The sequence below is a fragment of the Marinomonas sp. MED121 genome (assembly GCF_000153025.1).
Taxonomy (GTDB): Bacteria; Pseudomonadota; Gammaproteobacteria; order Pseudomonadales; family Marinomonadaceae; genus Marinomonas.
The window spans coordinates 464483-484955 of the sequence record NZ_CH672430.1; the positions used below are offsets into that span (position 1 = coordinate 464483).

The window sequence follows — 20473 nt, forward strand, 5'->3', positions numbered from 1 at the left end:
TTAATAAATTCTTTAGTTTACAAACAATTAGCTTGAAGAGTTTTTTATTCTATTCTTCAATGATTCTTTAAGGACAATAATCATAAGTCTAGTTAAGTAAATTATAGTCCTTTAGTACCAATTTAGCCTCTAACACACCCTTAACACGATGAGCCTGCATCCCCAAACTTAATGCTGTATCAATATTTATCTGATTATCATCGATAAACAACGCCTGCTCTGGCGGTGTATCAAGCTTTGATAGTACTTTTTGATAGATATTTAAATCAGGCTTCACCGCACCTAAATGATGAGAAGCAAAATAACTATCAAAATGTCCTGCCAATCCCATTTCTTGCATTAACCTAGGCCAATGCGCCGCATTTGTATTCGATAAAATCCCTCTGTGTATATGTGGCTTTACCGAATCCACCAGCTCAAGTGCACCTTCAAACAAGCCTTTAGGCCAATATTTGAAAGAGTGGCAAAACTCTTCAACCTCTTTATTACTAGGCACCTCTCCAGAGAACTCTTCCAATAAATGTGCAGCAAACTCAACTAATGTAATTTTTCCTGTATCAAATGCTTTAACACTGGGTGATGCTAACCACTTTAACCAAGCTTCCTTTTCAGTATCATGACTCATTAGCATTTGATTAAGGTGCTTAGTTTCACCTAAATCGACTAATACATTACCAAGATCAAAAAGTACCACCTGAATCATCTGGTTTGTCTACCCCTTTTCTATTTATGTCAATTAGATAGAAACAGATCTAACGTATGTTTATAAACCCTGACTAGACTAACACCTGTTTCACTTTATTAGAGTTACTCTAACAAAAATATTACAACCGCATTATAAAAAACTGTTTTTATCAGAAGAATCCTTGATCAAAGCTTTGCCATCATCGATTAACCGGATCTAATTGATACCGCTTAACAAATCAATTTATCCTATGAGCCATTTTTTGCCTATGCTTCTTGTGTCGACTTAAATAAGTTCACTCATAAGCGGGCAAGAGCCAGCAATAACAAGCGATACAGTAATAGGCTATTTTTTGCTTAGAGAAGAAATTCGATCATCAGCCATTTTTTGCTCACTTTCTTCACTTTTAGCAACTTAAAATATTATAAAATAAATTAAGTCTTACAAATCAATAAATTAGAATTTTGGCACAAATATTGATATAAGTTTTTACGAGTGTTTACTCAGACCCCCCAATTAGGAGAAAAATAAAATGAAACTGGGCCTTAAAAAAATCAGCAAAAGCCTTCTAGGTTTAGCAAGTGCTACAGCACTTACCCTTTCAGCAAACCACGCTTTCGCATCAGAAAGCAATTACATCCTTGCTACAGCATCCACTGGCGGTACTTATTATCCTGTTGGTGTTGCGATTGCGACATTAAGTAAAATTAAATTAGAGCCTAAGCATGGCATTTCATTATCTGCAATCAGTTCAGCAGGATCAGGCGAAAACGTTAAATTATTACGTGAAAATCAGGCACAATTTGCCATCCTACAAGGCCTATATGGTGCTTGGGCTTGGAACGGTGAAGGTCGAGTAGCAAATTCAGGCAAACAAGAAGGCCTACGCTCTATCTCTATGCTTTGGCAGAACGTTGAGCATTTTGTCCTAAAATCTGATTTGGTAAAAAGCGGTACTGTTGCCGACTTAACCCAATTGGAAAAAGGGAATAACAAATTCTCAATTGGTAAGAAAAACTCAGGTACTGAGGGCTCTGGTCGCCAATTGCTATCTGGTTTAGGCATTGATGCGGATAAATTTAGCCTAGCTCACATGGGTTACGGCGGTAGTGCTGATGCGTTACAAAACGGCACAATCGACGGTATGAATATTCCAGCAGGTGTTCCCGTTAGCGCAATTACACGTGCTTATGCTGCCATGGGTGATAAAGTACAAGTACTTGATTTTACCGATGAGCAAATGAAAGAAGCCAATGGTAATTACACGCTTTGGACTCGTTATGTGATTCCTGCAAACACCTACCCAGGCCAAACAAAAGCCATCAATACAATTGCACAGCCAAACTTCCTAGCATCTCGTTCTGATTTACCAGAAGAAGATGTGTACCTATTAACTAAAAGTTTGTACGAAAACCTCACTTACCTAAGCGCGATCCATAAAGCGACGGCGGTTATGTCGATTGAAAAAGCAATTGCAGGTCTTCCTGTACCACTTCACCCAGGTGCTGCTCGTTATTACCGTGAACAAGGTATCAGCATTCCTGCTCACCTAGTAGCAAACTAGTCAAAAGCGAAAACACGTACAGCAATATCTGAGAAATCTGGATGGATATCTCTTTCTCTCTAGGGGCTAGAAGTAGCCCCTAGAGTTTATTCGTCAAAACAAGTATTAAGCGCTGTTCCGTACCTGATTAAACAGTCGCACCATAAGGTAAGTTGTTATGAGCTCAACCCAACCCCACATGGATGAAGAGACCCAAGCTAAACTAAAAGAATTTGAAAGTACCCACAGAAGTGGTACTGGCATCAATAGGGCAATTTACCTTATTGGTATTCTTATGGCCTTCTCCCATATCTACATTAATACCTTAGGCACCTTCCCTGAACTCTGGGTATCTGCATTCCATTTTGCTGGCTTTGGTATCATGTGTACCCTACTGACTCCTGCAAGCTCAAAGTTAACAAAATCTAAACTTGCCTTGGGCGTGGATCTGGTTTTGGTGGCGGCTCTTATCTGCTTACCTATCTACATAATGCTCTTTGAAGATGCTCTCTATGATAGGGGTGTAACCTTTGTCATAGGTGATTGGATAGCATCAGCGGTCGCTGTGCTTTTAGCGCTAGAGCTTATTCGTAGAACGGCAGGTTGGTTTATCCCTGCTTTAATTTTTGTTGCGCTATCCTATGTCGTTCTCTGGGGAAGCCTAATTTCAGGGCCTTTTTCCTTCCCAGGATTAAGCTTAGAAACCCTCTTGTACAGAAGCTTCTTTAGTACTGACGGCATGTTTGGTTCTATTTCTCGAATTTCATGGAGCTTTGTCTTCATGTTTATCTTGTTTGGCGCCTTCCTAGTGAAGTCGGGTGCAGGTGATTTCATCATCGAGTTATCCCGAGCAGCAGCGAGTAAAATGGTCGGTGGGCCAGGTTTTGTTGCGGTTTTAGGCTCTGGTTTAATGGGATCGGTATCTGGCTCATCAGTAGCAAATACTGTGTCTACTGGGGTCATTACGATTCCATTGATGCAAAAAGCAGGCTTTCCAGCACGTTTTGCAGCAGGTATTGAAGCGGCAGCATCAACAGGCGGACAGTTAATGCCACCGGTAATGGGCGCAGGGGCTTTCATCATGGCCTCTTATACACAAGTTTCCTATGTCACCATCATCAGTGTGGCGGCGATCCCTGCTCTACTTTACTTTTTATCCGTTGCCTTTTTTGTTCGAGTGGAAGCAAAACGCAGCAATGTGGTACAAACAATGGAAGATGGCGTATCAGCCATGTCAGTCCTAAAGCAAGGCTGGCACCATATTCTGCCATTGGGTGGTCTAGTCACCATGTTAATTCAAGGCTTTACACCCACCTATGCCGCAGGTTTTGCCATCTTAATAGTCATCGCTTCCTCTTGGTTATCTAAGACTCATCGCATGGGTGTGATGGAGATATTGGATGCCATGGTACAAGGCGCAAGGAACATGTCTACCACGGCGGTACTTCTTGTCGGCATCGGGCTTGTGGTCAATGTCATCAGCACCACAGGCGTTGGTAATACCTTCTCTTTGATGATCACAAGTTGGGCCGGCGGTAGTTTATTCTTCACTATCATTTTGGTGGCGCTGGCTTCTTTAATTTTAGGTATGGGCCTACCAGTGACAGCCTCTTATATCGTTCTTGGTACCTTATCAGCCCCTGCACTTTATAACCTCATAGCCGAAAGCCAAATGCTGGATATGCTGGCATCAGGTCAGTTGCCTGAAGCCGCACATGCTATCTTTATGCTGGTTGATCCAAGCGTTATCAGCCAATTAGGCCAAAGCATGCCAATCGAGCAAGCCACTCAGCTCCTTAGCCAAGTACCAAGTGACTTTAAAGGCATGTTATACGAGCAAGCACTGGGTGCAGAAGCGATCGCTATGTTCCTAGTCACAGCTCATATGATTATCTTTTGGTTATCACAAGATAGTAACGTCACACCGCCAGTATGCTTAACCGCATTTGCCGCTGCAGCCATTGCTAAAACACCCCCTATGCGTACTGGTGTCACTGCATGGAAGCTAGCCAAAGGCCTTTATATCATTCCGTTATTAATGGCTTACACCCCATTAATCGGCGGTGATGCAGAGACCCTGATACGCCTGACTGTATTTGGTATTTTTGGCTTATATGCGTTTGTTGCTGTGATGGAAGGCTATCTTGAAGACAAACTAAACCTAGTCAGTAGAAGTCTATTGCTAATTGCAGCCATTGCTATGTTATGGCCAAACTTACACATAGGGCTACAATTTGCAGGCTTAGTCATTTTCTTAACTGTTTTTATTTCTGGTAAGCGCCGCTTTACTTTGAACCAAAGCAAACAGCAGGTCTAACTCGCCCATTTCGGCCACCTAAAACTTAGGTGGCCTTTCCTCTTTAATATTTCCCTATCACTTAGAATATCAACTCAGATGGAAACAATTCATTTCCATCAACCCGATTTATTCATGAATAAAGCTTAATTAAACTACTAAGACAGCTAATCAATAGGAATACAGCATGTCTTACCCAAGCTCTCAAACACACACAAACGCGCAAAGCATGCCTTTTTGGGGGTTCGTCTGCGCCATGGCAATGATCTTCTCACTCTCTCCTCTTGCAATCGATATGTACCTACCCGCATTACCCCAAATGGCGGAGTTCTTTGAGACACGCATTGATGCCATGGAAGCCAGTGTTGCTATTTATCTACTGAGTTTTGCCCTTGGCCAGCTTGTTTTTGGTACCTTGGCAGACAAGCTAAATAAAAACCGTTTACTCAGTTGGGGGATCATAGGATTTGCTGTCGCCAGCTTTATTGTGGCATTGAGTGATAACCTAACTTGGCTTTTTCTTGGTCGCGCCGCACAAGGTTTCTTAGGAGGCACTTCCATCGTAGTGTTTTCACTGATTCAACAAAACTATAGTAAAGAGAAAAATGGCAAACAAAAAAGCAGCCAAATCATCTCTTATATTATGGCCGTCGTTGTTGTCGCACCCATGGTTGCCCCTATGATAGGGAGCCAAATCCTTCTTCATCTTGGCTGGCAGTGGATATTCATTTGCTTAGGCTTTTTTGCCTTTATCACCTTCTTCACGCAACTCTTTATCAATAGCCAAGTGAGTTCAAACAAAGACGAGAAAAACAGTGTTACATCGCACCCAAGTCCTGATGATAAGGTGCAGCTTTCTCAAATAATGAAAGGTTATAGATTCGTTTTAACCAACCCACTAACCTTAAGTTATATGTTTGCTGGTGCCGCTTCATTCGCTGGGTTATTTGCTTTCATCTCAGGCTCTCCATTTGTGTATATGAGCCTGTATCAGATCAGCCCACAAGACTACAGCGTGTTAATCGCCCTTAACGCGATCGCAATGATAAGTACTAATTTGCTCAATGCGAGACGTCTTGGCCATATCGATCCAACCATTAAGTTAATTTGGGCAGGGATTGGATTAGGCATTATCGGCCTCTACTTATTTATCACAGCAAGTTTAGCTCTACCTTTGCCTTATATTGCCCTAGGCGTCGTTCTTTATATGGCCATGCTAGGCTTTACTTCCGCCAATGCGATGACAGGTGTCCTTTCAAATTCAGGCCAATATGCCGGTCTCGCCTCAGGCCTTAATGGCGTGATGCAATTTGGTTTAGGCGCACTCACCAGTGCCATTATCAGCTTAAGCAATAGTGTTAATAGTTTGCCAATGGCTTTTACCATGGCGGCATCAGGCTTAATCACCTGCGCTTTTGCATTTGCACTTATCAAACAGACAAGGCAAGGAGCCTGATATGCGCGAAATAACTCAAATCATCGAACGTAAGGCCAATCATGCGGCTTACATCAATCACAAAATAAGGCATTTACTGGCACCCTTTGTACTCTTTGATGCAGGGAAAGTGACGGGTAAAAAAAGGTTAATGATAGACTGGCACCCTCATTCTGGTGTTGCCACTGTCACCATGCCCTATGATGCTAAGCTTATCCATCAAGATTCAATGGGGCACAAAGGCACAATAGAGGACCAAGGTTTGCAATGGATGGCATCAGGAAAAGGCATCTGGCATAAAGAGATCTATGAAGCGAGTCATGAGCAGCAAGATATTGGCATCATGCAGCTTTGGGTACTCTTACCACCAGACGAAGAGGTTGCCTCTAGCCGTTACTTTAATCTTAAAAATAGTGACATTATTCAAACAGGTAACACACGTATCTTGCTGGGTGCTTTTCAAGGAAAACAAGCCTGTCACAAAATTAACCAAGACATCAGTTATTTAGACATCAACCTAAAGGCTGGTGAATCTTGGTACTTTCAACATAAAACTCAAAGCCGTGGTTTTATCTACCCTAGAACAGGCTCGCTTAACATAGGTGGAATTCAATTAAACACCGAACATTTAGGATTATTAGAAGAAAATACCCAAGAGTTAAAAGTGACAGCTATCACAGATAGCCAATTCGTACTCGCAGCAAGCGCCCCTTGGCCTCATAAAATCGTGCATCAATACGGACAAATGCATACCAACATGCTTGCTTTAGACCTTGCCAGTGACGAAATACGCCACCAAGCAAAGCAATTACAACAAGCAGGTTCACTAGCTTTCAGCCCCCTCTTCAAACAATAAGGCCTGCCAAGAAGAGATGATAATGTCATAGTCCATGAAGCAGGTATTTACCCACTCTTCATCAAAATCATGTTCAGTAATAAGATATTGGTAAGCCTGCTCATCACTGGCAAATAAATGACAAAGGCTCATATAAAATCTTTGTATTGGCAAGCTATGGGAGTCAGATAGCATGACAGAGGCAAAAGGTTCTGGATCTAAACTTTCAAGATAAAATAAGTCGGCCCCATCTTTTAATAGTTGAGGGCCATCTTGCATCATGGTTAACAAAACATAAGAGGCGAAAGAGTCTGCAGCATCCTCTTCACGACCCAGTACAGGCAGGTTTAAATAATCCACCAAAACATGGGCATACTCGTGAAACAAGGTATGCACAACACCCGAGATAACAAAGCTATTTTGAGCCGCTAGGTCTGCATTAGGGTTAGCGGCAATAAATCTTTGTGCAATTTCATCCGCAAAGTAATATGAAAAATAAATCGTACTGGTTTCAGGATCATAATAAGGATCTTCTTCCCCACCTAAACGCAATAAAATATCATCTTCCAATTGCCAGTTATCATTAATCAGTTCGACACTGGTTTGTAATACTTTCGATGATTCAAGTAGCTGCTTAACGTCTTGATTCTCAAGCTCTGGCGCTAACCACTCCAGCTTTAAATTTGCCTGTGCAGCGATAGAGAAAAAACCGGCAAAAACAATAACAATGAATCTCATATTCTCACTCATTCGAAATAATAGGCCTTTATCTTATCTAGAAGTATAAAATTAGGCACATTAATTTTTGGTAATAAAAAGGCCAATAAATACATTATCGGCCTTTAGTGGAATATTGATTAAAAAATACGATTAAGTTGATGGCATGCTAAGTCCGCAGCCACCTAAAATGGTTTTACTGATGGTATCACCAATTCGTTTCATATCACTTTCAGCATATTCTTCTTGATCAAGTAAGGTCAACACTTGAGACTCAAAGTCAGCATAGTGCTGGGTTGTCGCCCATATCATAAAAATAAGGCTGGTCGGATCAACCGATTTCATTTTTCCTTTTGCAATCCAAGACTCAATGAGGTTGATCCTATCTTGCAACCAAGGACGTAGCTCTTCTCTTAGGTATTCACTAATATGCGCGGCCCCTTGAATCACTTCCATCGCAAATATCCGTGAGCTTCGAGGCTTAGCAATACTCTGAGCTAATTTAGTGCGAATAAAGTTATCTAGAACAACAGCAGGATCATCTTCAATGGTCGCTTTATCAAAGACGTCATTCCAGCTACTGGCGATTTCATTAAGGACAACTTTATAAAGATTTTCTTTAGAAACAAAGTAATAAACAATATTTGCTTTAGGTAAGCCTGCTCGCTTAGCAATATTTTGTAAGCTAGCACCTTTATAGCCATACAAGCCAAATTCATATTCAGCCGCTTGTAGGATACGTGAACTCACTTCTTCTCGATTGATTTTACGTTTACTCATTAAATCCTGTTCTCCTGTACTTTATACTCAAGCGCGATATCAACTTGGTTAAAGATTTTTTATTTTTATCATCACTTAGTAATATGAGTGAGCTCTGCCACGAGGGAGCCTGGACTTATTTCATAGGCTTTACCAAAACCTTTGACAAAGCGCCCAGCCACTGGGGTTAAGCGGAATAAAACAAAATCCCCTAGCTGGCTTAAAAGATCAATCCTATCCCCTAACCTGTCACGTAAAAGTCGAATACCTTCTGGCCAAAAAGCATCATCTCTTGCAATAGCTTCCACTTCCATTTGATAGCTTAATCGTGTTCTTGCAAACACATCCTCACTTTGTCCTTCATCCTCAATCATAAGTACGCCCGCTTTACCTGAGGTTAATAAATGCTGAGTATGGGCTGCTAACTGACTAATAAAGATAAGCAGTTCATTATTATGATTCACAAAAGGCGCATAGGACGCGTGGGGGAAACCTTCATTATTAATGGTGGATAACATCAAACTTTGTTGCTGAGCGAGAAATGCATTTATCTCGTCATTAAGTTGATTTTCAAGTCTTTTATTTTTCATTTCGGCATCAGTTCCCTATTATTTTAAAGCTGTCCGATAAGACATGTTTAACCCCTTTCACTTCGATGCTAACACAGTTCTAAGCCGTTTTTTTGTTTCTAATTAGAAAATTATGTCTTTAAAACAAAAAAGCCCAATCAAGAATGATTAGGCTCATAAGGTATTTATCTATTAGAGAAAAGGGCTATTTATTTTTTTCTAAACCAATGAGCTTATCAATAGAAAGACGGCCAGGGCCTATCACTAACAAAGCGGCACCTAGAGCAAACCACCAAGAAGCAGGATTGACCCAATGCCCCCATTCAGGGAAGACTGCAAGCTGAATAAACGCCACCATTCCCATTAGGCCAAGAGCTGCAAAGCGAGAAAATAAACCAACAAATAAAAGGAGAGGCAAAAGGATTTCCATTACACCAGCCAAAAGCGCGGCATTTTCAATCATGCTTACCATCAAAGACCCCTCCTGGTATTCCAAAGTATCGGGGTCACACAGTAATAAAGCACCTGGCCTTACGGGGTCTGGGCAAAAGAATTCATACAAAAATAAATCATAATTATCTGGGTTCGGCACAAAAAAACCATTCCATTTGGCTAAACCAGAAGAGAAAAACACATTGGCAAGCTGAAAACGCAGCCCGAATAAAACAATATCTTTTAACCAGGTTTCAACAAAGCTAAATAACGAGATATACAATGCTTTGAGTTTTTCTATCATGTCTGTGCCTCTAATTTTAATAGGGATGCATTTAATAAATCTGCAAACAAAGCAGATATATCAAAGCTTTCATCCCATTGAGAGGCGGCATTTAAAGCATCCTCCATGGAACCTGATTCAAAAAATGTGCGATAAAAATGCCACTCTGTTGATGATAAGGATTTTGCCTGTACTGAGTCTTCATATTGCCAAAATAAAATAACCTCCTGTTTTTCAGAAAAATTCGCTTCTCCCTTTTGCCCATTAAACTTTAGATTTTGCCAATAAAGAAAAATATCGTACTCAAGACAAACAAAAGAAACAGAATCGGCCAGCTTGAAAGGTAATTGAGTAAGGTCTTCTCCTTTAGCAAGAAAGTCTTGCACTTGCTCAAGACTCACGAGGTTATCATTCTTCTGATTAAGGGTACTGATCCAAGCTTGATCCAGTAGAGCGATATCTAAAAGTGAAGTCTGGTTAATCGTTTTATCCAGAGATTCTAACTCGAAATGCACCATAGCCTGCTGAAAAAACTCAGTAAAACCAACCGTTTGATTAAGCTTGTCTGCCTCTATGCCGCCTACCTTTTCACTCTTTGCCTGTGCATTCTCAACCATACCATAGGCAACTAAAGTGGATTGTCGTGGTGGAAACTGGCGAATATATTGAGTCGCAATTTGATCAAATTTTTGCTCACCTAAAAGCAGAGTTAAGCTTGCAAAGTTTGCTTGCAAAGCACTTAAACAGGCTTTATAAAAACCATTACGATAGATTTTTAAAAAAGAAGTGCTCTCATCAGATGCTAAAAATTGACTCAATTTTGAATCATCACCACTTTGTAAAAAGTGACTAAAAGCTTGAATATAATCTTGGTGATTAATCAAGGATTACCTCATGATGCTTTAACTGAACTTGGTTGTTTTTAGAGGGGATTCGCTCAAGATAAGATTGCGCTTTATTTCTCTCAAACATCAAGTCTGCAAATGAAGGAATGTTATCATCTCGTTCTAGCAGTACTGGCTTAGGACCAAAACGTGCAAGTACCTGCTCTAATAATTGCCAAACATCTTCGGCAACGGGCGAACCATGACTATCTATCAGCAAGCGCTCAGGAAAGTTTTCATCTATCGCAAAGCCAGCGATATGTATTTCTCCAATACGTTCACCCTCTAGAGCATCCAGATAGGCATCTAGATTCATGCCTGTATTTTTACTGCTGAGATAGAGGTTGTTCACATCTAATAATAGGCCTGACCCCGTTCGCTTTAAGGCTTCCATCAGAAAGTCAGCTTCATCCATATCAGCAACAAAGTCTAAATAATTGGTTGGGTTTTCAATTAAGATAGGTCTGCCAATCGCCTCTTGATATTGCTCTATCCCTTGGCACAAAGACGCTAAAGCGGTTTGAGTTCTGGGTAAAGGCAGTAAGTCAGCAAAGTAAGTACTCTGACTGCTAGACCAAGTTGCGTGTTCAGACACTAGAAAAGGGTCAAACTGTTTAACTAACTGAGCAACTTGTTTTAAATGAGGGAGGGTTAATAATGAAGGATTACCTAAAGAAGCACCCACGCCATGAAAGCTTAGTGGAAATCTTTCTCTGATTTTTTGTAAATAAGAAAGCCTTGGGCCACCTTTTACAAAATAGTTTTCCGTATGAACCTCAAACCAAACAGATTCATCCTTATTTTCTAGGTCTGATAATTGAATGGCCTCATCATAGTGCTGGGGTTTTAAATTAATCCCAGCACCAGAGAAGTCCATCTTTTTACTCAAAAGATGAGAGTCTTGCATAAGATAAGTGCAATCCTAATTACGCTTTAATTTCACTTTTAGATGCTTGACCGTTAGGTGTCATAATGAATTCACAGCTACCTTTAGGCGCATAAGTCCATGCATTACCTTGGAAGTCAGTGGTCGATGTACCTGCACAACTAGTACCTGCGCCCGCTTTACAATCATTTTCGCCTGCAAGGGCAATACCGTAACAACGATCCTTACGACCTTTAAGACGATCACCAGCCACCCAAGAGTCAAACTTCTGCTTTACACTAGTGGATGCATCAGGTGAAATTTTCAATTGATCATTTGGCTTAGCTTCAACAGCGCTCGTCATTACAGCAAGTGCCGCACCGGCAAGAAGGGCTTTATTTAACGTGTTTTTCATAATGGCTATCTCTTTATGTAAGTTTATTGTCAGCAATTGATACGTATCTAGTAAAGATAGACAGAGCTAATTCAACTTGGTTCCAACGTGAGTTAAAAAAATTTAATTTTTTTAACTCACTGTTTTAATAAAGAATAATAATAGCCATAAAACAAGGAAAGAAATTACTAGGATTAAAAGCCCAGTGCGGCAGCGCTTTTAATCATTAACCCGCTAACGCTTCGCTTAGGGCGTCCGCTTTAATTAGCTTACCCTCATCTTCAATATTAGGGAAAACCGCCACATCAATATTATCGGCTTGCAAACTCGGTAACCAGTTTGACTTAAATTCGGCTAATGGCACACACACAGGGTCGCAATCATCCCAATCATCAACCGCCCATTGTGCTGCAAACTCAGCATCAGGCCAAACCATGACACAGTCACCTTCATCGGTTTCTACCATCACAAAGCCTTCTTCGTTACTTAAGCTCCAAACTTGCTCAGATTGAGTCACTTGCTTAACAAAAAAAGCCATACGCTCATCATCAGATGACGCCAATAAATGTACTCTTTGATCAACACTTAATTCTTCAGACATACTTCTACTCTCATCGTTAATTCTATCTAAAAAGGATTAAGCTAGCAGTGCAACCTGCTCAGGGCTTAATTCTGTAAATTCACCTAACGCCATGTCTTGGCTTAAACACACTTCCCCTATTTGAGTTCTGTGTAGCGCCTCAACCTTGTTACCAACTGCGGCTAACATACGCTTTACTTGATGATATTTGCCTTCACTGATGGTCAAACTTATTTGCTTTTCAGTGTGAGAGACCACCTTAGCAGGCTTAGTTAAATCAATTTCGCCCTTTAACAACACTCCTTTTTCTAAGGCTTCGATTGCGTCTTTTGTAATCTCATCTGCTAAATCCACTAAATAGGTTTTAGGGCAATCATGCTTAGGCGATGTGATTTTATGCAACCATTGGCCATCTGTTGTCAATAAAAGTAAGCCAGTTGTGTCCTTATCAAGACGACCTACAATTTTAAGCTCTTTTTGAATTTCATGGGGAAGTAAATCTAAAACCACATCATGCTCATCATCTTGTAATGCACACACCACACCAGCTGGCTTGTACATCATATAATAACGATTTTGTTGAAATGATAAGGGGGACTTATCCAATATCACGTCACACAAATCAGTGACAGGACTATTGGCTTTTAGTTTGCTCTCTCCATTAACCAGAACACGCCCTTTTGCTATGGCTATTTTGGCTTCTTTTCGAGACAGGTTGGCAGCATGGGCCAAGTAATAATCTAAACGCAAGTTAGTTACTCTTAAATAAATCGTTTAATGACTTGGCCCTAAGACCAAACCTTATGAAGAACAGCATATGTACACAACAAGAAAGTCATTCTCTAATGCGGCACACCTGTTCACTCTTAGCTGATAGAAAGCAGCTTTAGTAATTAATTAGATTTGTAATAAGGTTATTTTATCAAAGAGACAAGACGATAAATACCTAAGAAAACGCTAACTCGGTATTATCGAAAGGATGAAGAAAGAAATAGAAAGAATGATTTGTTTGGCAAGTGCCCATCATGACAGCTGATGGGCAATTTGAATATTCTAGGAAAGCGAATATTGAGATAATCAGCGCTTAAAAGCCGCTATATCGCCCCGGTTTATGGTTTACTGCAAGAATCAGGTTTAATGCCACTGCACCTAATACTGACAATAAAATGGCTTCAATATCGACGACGAAAACAGCCATAAATACGATGATGCAATCGACTACCATCTGAAACTTACCAATAGAGTAACCGCGTGTTTGAGCCAAATAGCGTGCAAGAATATTTAGTCCACCCAGACTCGCATTATGGCGAAACAACATTAAGAAGCCAGCCCCCATCAAAAAGCCACCCACCAAACTCGCGTAAATAGGGTTCAACCCATCAAACGAGATGAACTTAGGGGTAATATCAGCGAAAAAAGACACTAGAAATACGCTAGCAAATGTCTTCAGGGTGAATTCCCAACCTATCTGTCTAATTGCCAAATAATAAAAAGGCAAATTGATGACAAAAAAGACTTCACCAAAACTAAAAGGAAAAGCATATTGTGCAAGAAAGGCTAAGCCTGCGGTGCCACCTGACAACAAACTTGCCGAGGTATAAAGGTTTACACCTAATGCCGCGAGTATGGTACCAATTAAGATAGCTTGCACATCTTCAAGGGTTGTATGTTTAAAAGGGGTTGTTGTCATTGTGGTCATTTCACGTCTCCTGCTTACTGAAAACCTAAACTTGTTCAGGCCAGTGAATTTTAGTGAATTGAGGTTATTACACAATCTTTCACGGCTCGCTGTTTTTATCTAAAAATAAACAAGTGTCTAAAATAGTAGACAGTTTTCAAAGAAAAAAGAGCTCGACCTTATTGCCAACAAAAGCCTTTAACCCAAAAGACATTAAGCAATACAAAGGGTATTTTTACCCTGTCCTTTTGCTTTATACATAGCCGCATCAGCCGCCCTAAACAAAGATGAAATAGTATCTGCGCCATCTTTGAAACAGCAGACGCCAACACTGACTGAGGTATGAATCGGTTTGTTAGTATCTGGCTTAAAGCTGGTAATGGCGTAATTTCTGATTAATTGATCTATACGAAGAATAAAGTCATCATCCTTATGGCCATAACTTAGAAGTACAAACTCTTCTCCCCCCCAACGGGCTAGAATCATATTGTCCTCAAGATACCCCTGAACAAACTCACTAAAGTGTTGCAATAAAGCATCACCGATAAGGTGTCCATACTGATCATTCACCTGCTTAAAATCATCAATATCTAACACGGCTACCTGAAAGTTACCCGGTTTGTTTTCAGCAAATGCCTGTTGCGCTAACTGTAAGTAGTCGTGGAAAAATTCATAGCCTTTTTTGCGATTGTAAACCTTAGTTAAAGCATCATATTGTGAATGCCAGAGAAGGGTTTGAGTGGTCGATTCTGACTCAGTAATATCAATAACCGACCCTAAAATACGAGTAGGAAAACCCATTTCATCTCTTGCGACCGTTGCGCCTCGCCCTTGAACCCAAATATAGCCCCCCTCTTTTTGTCTTAGGCGATACTTAATTTTAAAACGTTCCGTTTTGCCTTTGACATGATTATCTATGGTTTCAAATGCGGCTTTTTTATCATTTGGATGAATAACATCTAACCATTGATCCAATATAGAGCCACTGACCTCAGAGGGTTCAATACCCATTAAACGATAACAGTGCGGGCTTAAGTAAAGAGAGTTTTCGACAAGATTCCAATCCCAGTAACCATCTTGGGCTTCATGCAAGCAAAAGGTACGCAAAATTTCGTCGTTAACAACCCGTTGCTCATAGTCTTTTCGTGCAGAAATATCCCGCACAGTTAACAATAAAGAGTCTGTATCTTGATAGGTGATCCAACCAACTCGCACTTCTACCGATAGCTCAGAGCCATCTTTTCTAAAGTATCTCGATTGACGAGTATGCTGGGTGTCTGACCTTAAGTGATTGGTATAACTTTGCCATTGAGCAAAGTCCTTTAGCTCGGCATCGATCTCAAATAGACTTTTACTTTCTAAAGACAAATCAGCTAATTGCAAATATTCACTCGCCAATGGCGATGCATATAAACACTGGGCATCATCTGCTTTAACAATCAAAATAGCTTCATTGATTTGATTAGATAATAGCTGTCGAAGTTGATTATCTTGAATAGAATCTGACATAAAGAGGTTATCCCTAAACCTAAAAGCAGGAACTTTTTACCATTAGTACAAAGGAAAGTAAAAAAATTATTTCTTCTTCAAATCAAGATAAATCATTCTATGATCTGAAGCATGAAGCACAGAAGCACTCATTGGGTGAGATTTCTTAGGCCAAAAAACCGCTTGATTATGGATACTAAACCGAGAATGAGGCCAATTAGGGTAAAGCACATAATCAGCACATAAACGCCAACTAGCGGTATGCCACTTAGCCCAAGGCTTTTTAGGTGAATGGGCGAATCCACCAAGACTAGTCGGCAGATCCTGATGTTTAATATTAAGACCTTGCATTAAATGCCTAAGGCTTTGAGAAAAAGCATCCCCTTCTTTTAGGCTGGCATTTAAATCCCCTAAGACAACAAATTCAGCATTTTTCGCTAGCCCTCCCACTAAACCGGCATCGTCTTCCATATAATCTTCACCTTGAATATAGTCATGCCAGAAGCGAATCTCATCATGATTACGACAAGCATTACGTCGCTCTTCACCATCAAACACAGGAGGCGTGGGATGAGAACATAAAAGATGTAATTCTAAATCCTCTAGCTGAATAGGCAGGTCCCAATGGGATTTAGAAGATAAAGGCAAAACAGCTAAATCCGCCTCATCAAACCACCCTCCTCCTTGCTCAGAGCTTCGTTGAGGCAGTTTGGCACTAGGCATTCTAGACCATAAAAAATGCTGAAAACTTCTGAATTTTTCAATCAAAATGGGATGCTGAGATAAGACAGCCATACCGTATTGACCAGGAAAGTCGCCAAAACCTAATGCATCTGCACCTTGATCAGACGCGATACCATCTTTATCAAAATCACGGCCAGAGGCTAATCCAGTATTCACTGGTGCTGAAAATCGATAGGCATAAGAAATAGGCGGGGCGAGTGCTGAGCCTGGTAAAGAGGGGTTCTCAAGATAATTTTCACAAAACGCAGCAAGCCCAATATTATCGACATCATAGTCAAACTCATTTAACAACAAAATATCAGGTCGATTAAAACGAATGACTAAAGCGACAGCAACAGCTTGTGAATCTAGAAAATCTGAGTTTTCTTTATCTTGCGTTAGAGCTTGCGCTAACGCCCCTGCAAAGGGACGATTTAACGCCGTATTGTATGTGGCGACTCGAACTACCACTCAATGCCTATTTGAGCCTTCACACCCGCTTTAAAGGCATGTTTTTCATCGGCTATTTTACTATGGGTATCCACACTGTCCAATAAAGCTCTTGGCGCAGTACGCCCTGTCATCATCACATTTTGATGACGTGGGCGATTAGCTAAAGCGACAATCAAGTCTTCCACTTCAAGATAGCCATATTTGTACATATAAGTAATTTCATCTAATAAGACAAAATCGACAGCAGGATCAGCTAACTTTTCTTTTGCCAAGGCCCATGCTTGCTCAGCCGCCTTTTGCTCCAATTCTGGATCACGGGTTTCCCACGTAAAGCCATGGCCCATCACACTAAAAGAAACTTGTGGATGACCGGAGAAGAAAATTTGTTCACCGGTTTCAAGACGACCTTTGATAAATTGAATCACAGCCGCACTTTGTCCATGCCCTAACGCCCTTGCCATGGTGCCAAAAGCACTGGAACTTTTACCTTTGCCATTACCCGTTAAAAGAATGGTCACGCCACGCACTTCTGTGGCGGCCGCAATACGGCCATCAACCACCGCTTTTTTCTTTAATAAACGCGCTTCTCTTTTATCAGCATCTTCTTGCTTAATTGCCATCTTAGTTTCCTAATCGATCGTTTTTTTATACAGCAGCCATTTGGGGTAATAAAGTCCCTTATGAATCGCTAAGATTCTAAGTATAAAAATAAAGGCGGCGCTGTAAATCGCATTAAATTCATGTCCAGGTGCAATTTTTGACAGTGCAACCACCATAGCCGCTCCTAAAAATGCAGGTGTGGCATAAAACTCCCGCCCTAACACCAAAGGCGGTCTGTGGGATATCACATCTCGTATGATGCCACCTGCAACCCCTGTAATCACGCCCATTACAATGGCTATCGTATCGGGGAATTGATAAAGAAGCACACGCTCGGTTGCCACTACAGTAAAAAGCGCTAACCCAAAAGCATCCGCATAATTAAAAAGGGTTTCGCGATTAGCAATATAACGAATACTGAAGAAAGCAAAACATGATGACCCCACCGCAACCCAAAGGTAAGACGTATCTTTTACCCAATAAACCGTTTCCATGGATAAAATAACATCACGAATGGTGCCACCTCCTAAGGACGCCACCATGCCCAATAAGATAATGCTAAATAAGTCCATGTCCCGCTTACCGGAGGAAATAACCCCAGTAATCGCAAAAGCGGCAATGCCAAACATGCCCAAATAATACAACATAAAAACGTCCTAACGACTTAACAAACGAAGGTAGGCCTAAAGCCAATCCCCTGCACCTAAACGGTTGAGTTGGACAAAATCACCATGAAGATAAAGCTCTGTCACACTCATCATACCCGGGTTAATTAAATGGCTTTGCGCTAAAGGCCAACCACACAACTGGCTCACCAAGACCTTAATCACACCGGAATGAGCAACTAAAATAAGATTATCTGGTTGGTTTTGATTGTCCTGATACTGACTTAATAACGCTTGCCACCATTCCATGACTCTGTGCTTTACTTGATATAATGATTCACCTTGATAGGGTGCACTATGAACAATATCCTCAGACCATTCATCAATTTCTTGTCTTTCTATTTCTGACCACAAACGCCCTTCCCATAAACCAAAATCAAGCTCTCTTAATGCAGAGGCCTGCACAGATTCAGGGTTTAAAAAATAAGCCAGTTTTGAAGCCCTTTGCAAAGGGCTATGAAAACTTTCACAACGGCCTTTTATTCGAGAAAAAAGCCAGTTTGATAATTGTGTGGCATCCTCTTCCCAAGCAGGTGCTAAATCTAAATCTAAGGCGCCATAGCAGAGGCCTTTTTCAATTTCAGGTTGAGGGTGTCGTATTAAAAAGAGTTTCACTATAGCCTCACAGTAATCAAGCTGGAGCATAAAAAGAATGGCTTAACATTATTAGCTAAAATAGATAAGAATCGAGAATAATAGCGCTAATTCAGATATTTGTTCAGAGGCCCCCAATGTATCCCCATTAAAACCAGAAATTTTATGCTTTAAATAACGACCAAATAGAGTGGCAATGACCCCCATTAATACACATAAAAAAGTCCCTATGTGCCAAGCAAACATAAAGCTTGAAAGTAATGCGATTGGCGCACCAACATAAACCCATTCGTGGGGCGTTAACTTACCAATCATAGATATGGCCTTAGACTTGCCTAATGAGACATAAGGTAATTTATGCATGATGAGGATAGGGGTTACCCTAGCTAAAGCATGAACAAACAACCAAAGAAGTACGCCCATCAAAGCACTTTGTGTCAAAGCTAGAATTTGAGTCAGTAATAACCACTTGAGAGTTAACACACACCAAATACCAATGGCTGCGTAACTGCCAAGTCTTGAGTCTTTCATGATTTCTAATCTTTGCTCTTGTGTCCAACCACCAATCAAACCATCAAGACTGTCCATAAGGCCATCTTCATGAAACGCCCCCGTCAGAGCCACACTGGATATTATGATGAGCAAAGCAGAAAGAGAGTCTGTGAAGTCAAACAACAAAGGCCAAGTGCTGATTAAAGCAATAATGGCGCCGACTAGCGGTAAAAAGGTAACCGCTTGGACATGGGGAGCAGCCGCTTGCCACTCATGTTTGAGTGGCAAGCGGCTATAGGTGGTAACGGAACGCTTAAAGCCTTCGATTAACATGGCTTTTGTCGGCCAAGGCTGCTCTACTAAACCAAGTAACCATGCTTTCATCTTGTTACCGCCTTAATCTCTCTTTAAGCTTTTTCTTGGCTTACTGCTGCGCTTTCAAAGCTGGCCATGTTTTTTAAGAATAATGCTGCACTTTCAATTAAGGGTAAGGATAGTATGGCGCCACTGCCTTCACCAAGTCGTAATGACATAGACAGTAAAGGCGTTACATCAAGGTAGTTTAACAATGCTGCATGGGCGGTTTCTTGAGACTCATGGGCAAAAATAGCAAACCCCTTTACATTCTCATCAAGTTTTTGCGCTAGCAAATAGGCCACAGTACAGATAAAGCCATCAACCACAAAAGCAACCTTACGTTCAGCCGCCCTAAGCATAGCGCCTGTCATTGCAACGATTTCTAATCCACCACATTCTTGCGCGATCAATTGAGGCTCTAATTCAGCGACGGTTTTACGATAAAGCTCTCTTGGGTAGTCTTCTTTCAAACGTTTCTTCGTTTGCTCGATAACTTTAGCTTTTCGTGCAATGCCCTCTTCACTTGCTCCCGTACCGGGTCCAACACAGCTCTCTGCCGAAAGGTCGGTAAGACAAGACATTAAACAAGATGCCGTCGTAGTATTCCCGATTCCCATCTCACCAAACATTAGCAAGTTAGAGCCTGCCGTTTTAGCTCTATCAACTTCATCCAGTCCAACTTGCAAAGCGGCTTTAAACTCATACTCTGTCATGGCCGCTTTTAAGGTAAAGTCTTTACTGCCATTGGCAACTTTTCGTTTAGAGAGAAGAAGATGATCATCAAATACAGATTTCACCCCCACATCCACAATACGTAACGGCACCTTATGCTGCTGACAAAAGACATTAACGGCCGCCCCGCCCGATAAGAAGTTAAGCACCATTTGGTAGGTCACTTCTTGTGGAAAAGGGCTCACATTTTGTGCGACCACACCATGGTCTGCGGCAAAAACAATCATATGAGGCTTTTGAATTTCAGGTTCAAGACTTTGTTGAATTCGACCCAATTGTTTGGCCAGTGTTTCAAGTTGTCCAAGCGCACCTAAAGGCTTAGTTTTACTGTCTATCTTTTCTTGTAGCGCGGCGTCCATCTCTGTACTGATAGGCGCAATTTTAAAACGAGTATTAGCCATTTTATTTTCCTAA

The 20473-nt window shown here is 41.0% G+C and carries 22 protein-coding genes; 4 read left to right on the top strand and 18 right to left on the bottom strand.

Annotation, left to right across the window (positions count from 1 at the left end; genetic code table 11):
- Nucleotides 1-88: 88 nt before the first annotated feature.
- Complete coding sequence (locus tag MED121_RS10035; RefSeq protein WP_009833569.1) at nt 89-703, bottom strand: HAD family phosphatase; 615 nt, start codon at nt 701-703, stop codon at nt 89-91.
- 514 nt (nt 704-1217) lie between these two features.
- Between MED121_RS10035 and MED121_RS10040 the strand changes: the two genes are divergently transcribed.
- The 4 genes from MED121_RS10040 (at nt 1218) to MED121_RS10055 (ending at nt 6815) form a co-directional block, all read left to right on the top strand.
- Complete coding sequence (locus MED121_RS10040; RefSeq protein ID WP_009833570.1) at nt 1218-2249, top strand: TAXI family TRAP transporter solute-binding subunit; 1032 nt, start codon at nt 1218-1220, stop codon at nt 2247-2249.
- Between the two features lie 157 nt (nt 2250-2406).
- A complete protein-coding gene (locus tag MED121_RS10045) occupies nt 2407-4545 on the top strand; it encodes a TRAP transporter permease (protein WP_050764562.1) in 2139 nt (712 codons plus the stop codon).
- A 166-nt stretch (nt 4546-4711) separates the two neighbouring features.
- Nucleotides 4712-5980: a multidrug effflux MFS transporter gene (locus MED121_RS10050; protein ID WP_009833572.1), complete on the top strand. Its 1269-nt coding sequence runs from the start codon at nt 4712-4714 to the stop codon at nt 5978-5980.
- A 1-nt stretch (nt 5981) separates the two neighbouring features.
- Nucleotides 5982-6815, top strand: a complete 834-nt coding sequence (locus tag MED121_RS10055; RefSeq protein WP_009833573.1) for a pirin family protein — start codon at nt 5982-5984, stop codon at nt 6813-6815.
- On the opposite strand, the gene MED121_RS10060 is transcribed toward MED121_RS10055, so the two are convergent.
- The 17 genes from MED121_RS10060 to cobT form a co-directional block, all read right to left on the bottom strand.
- Nucleotides 6786-7532 (bottom strand): DUF4344 domain-containing metallopeptidase, encoded by a 747-nt coding sequence (locus MED121_RS10060; RefSeq protein ID WP_036179910.1) that lies wholly within the window; start codon nt 7530-7532, stop codon nt 6786-6788. The genes MED121_RS10055 and MED121_RS10060 overlap by 30 nt on opposite strands.
- A gap of 132 nt (nt 7533-7664) precedes the next feature.
- The gene (locus MED121_RS10065; protein WP_009833575.1) at nt 7665-8291 is read right to left on the bottom strand and encodes a TetR/AcrR family transcriptional regulator; all 627 of its coding nucleotides are present in this window, start codon (nt 8289-8291) and stop codon (nt 7665-7667) included.
- A 71-nt stretch (nt 8292-8362) separates the two neighbouring features.
- The gene (locus tag MED121_RS10070) at nt 8363-8860 is read right to left on the bottom strand and encodes a pyridoxamine 5'-phosphate oxidase family protein (protein ID WP_009833576.1); all 498 of its coding nucleotides are present in this window, start codon (nt 8858-8860) and stop codon (nt 8363-8365) included.
- A gap of 184 nt (nt 8861-9044) precedes the next feature.
- The gene (locus MED121_RS10075) at nt 9045-9575 is read right to left on the bottom strand and encodes a DoxX family protein (RefSeq protein WP_009833577.1); all 531 of its coding nucleotides are present in this window, start codon (nt 9573-9575) and stop codon (nt 9045-9047) included.
- On the bottom strand, nt 9572-10438 hold the full coding sequence (locus tag MED121_RS10080; RefSeq protein ID WP_009833578.1) for a DNA-binding domain-containing protein: 867 nt from the start codon (nt 10436-10438) through the stop codon (nt 9572-9574). The genes MED121_RS10075 and MED121_RS10080 overlap by 4 nt, the downstream gene beginning before the upstream one ends.
- Nucleotides 10431-11345, bottom strand: a complete 915-nt coding sequence (locus MED121_RS10085) for a DUF692 domain-containing protein (protein WP_009833579.1) — start codon at nt 11343-11345, stop codon at nt 10431-10433. The genes MED121_RS10080 and MED121_RS10085 overlap by 8 nt, the downstream gene beginning before the upstream one ends.
- A 19-nt stretch (nt 11346-11364) precedes the next feature.
- Complete coding sequence (locus MED121_RS10090) at nt 11365-11718, bottom strand: DUF2282 domain-containing protein (RefSeq protein WP_009833580.1); 354 nt, start codon at nt 11716-11718, stop codon at nt 11365-11367.
- A gap of 205 nt (nt 11719-11923) precedes the next feature.
- Nucleotides 11924-12298 carry a DUF2750 domain-containing protein gene (locus MED121_RS10095; protein WP_009833581.1) on the bottom strand — a complete coding sequence of 125 codons (375 nt, stop codon included), beginning with the start codon at nt 12296-12298 and terminating at the stop codon, nt 11924-11926.
- A 36-nt stretch (nt 12299-12334) separates the two neighbouring features.
- Nucleotides 12335-13027 carry a pseudouridine synthase gene (locus MED121_RS10100; RefSeq protein WP_009833582.1) on the bottom strand — a complete coding sequence of 231 codons (693 nt, stop codon included), beginning with the start codon at nt 13025-13027 and terminating at the stop codon, nt 12335-12337.
- Nucleotides 13028-13361: 334 nt separating this feature from the next.
- Entirely contained in the window at nt 13362-13976 is a 615-nt protein-coding gene (locus MED121_RS10105; protein ID WP_009833583.1) for a YitT family protein, read from the bottom strand.
- A 192-nt stretch (nt 13977-14168) separates the two neighbouring features.
- On the bottom strand, nt 14169-15464 hold the full coding sequence (locus MED121_RS10110; RefSeq protein WP_009833584.1) for a diguanylate cyclase: 1296 nt from the start codon (nt 15462-15464) through the stop codon (nt 14169-14171).
- A 66-nt stretch (nt 15465-15530) separates the two neighbouring features.
- Nucleotides 15531-16637, bottom strand: a complete 1107-nt coding sequence (locus tag MED121_RS10115) for an endonuclease/exonuclease/phosphatase family protein (RefSeq protein WP_009833585.1) — start codon at nt 16635-16637, stop codon at nt 15531-15533.
- Nucleotides 16631-17239: a cob(I)yrinic acid a,c-diamide adenosyltransferase gene (cobO, locus tag MED121_RS10120; RefSeq protein WP_009833586.1), complete on the bottom strand. Its 609-nt coding sequence runs from the start codon at nt 17237-17239 to the stop codon at nt 16631-16633. Before cobO ends, MED121_RS10115 begins: the two co-directional genes overlap by 7 nt.
- Before the next feature lie 9 nt (nt 17240-17248).
- Nucleotides 17249-17866, bottom strand: a complete 618-nt coding sequence (locus MED121_RS10125; RefSeq protein WP_036179914.1) for a trimeric intracellular cation channel family protein — start codon at nt 17864-17866, stop codon at nt 17249-17251.
- A 36-nt stretch (nt 17867-17902) separates the two neighbouring features.
- Complete coding sequence (locus MED121_RS10130) at nt 17903-18499, bottom strand: histidine phosphatase family protein (protein ID WP_116371614.1); 597 nt, start codon at nt 18497-18499, stop codon at nt 17903-17905.
- Between the two features lie 51 nt (nt 18500-18550).
- Nucleotides 18551-19354, bottom strand: a complete 804-nt coding sequence (locus MED121_RS10135) for an adenosylcobinamide-GDP ribazoletransferase (protein WP_009833589.1) — start codon at nt 19352-19354, stop codon at nt 18551-18553.
- 23 nt (nt 19355-19377) lie between these two features.
- On the bottom strand, nt 19378-20460 hold the full coding sequence (cobT, locus tag MED121_RS10140) for a nicotinate-nucleotide--dimethylbenzimidazole phosphoribosyltransferase (RefSeq protein ID WP_009833590.1): 1083 nt from the start codon (nt 20458-20460) through the stop codon (nt 19378-19380).
- Between the last annotated feature and the right edge of the window lie 13 nt (nt 20461-20473).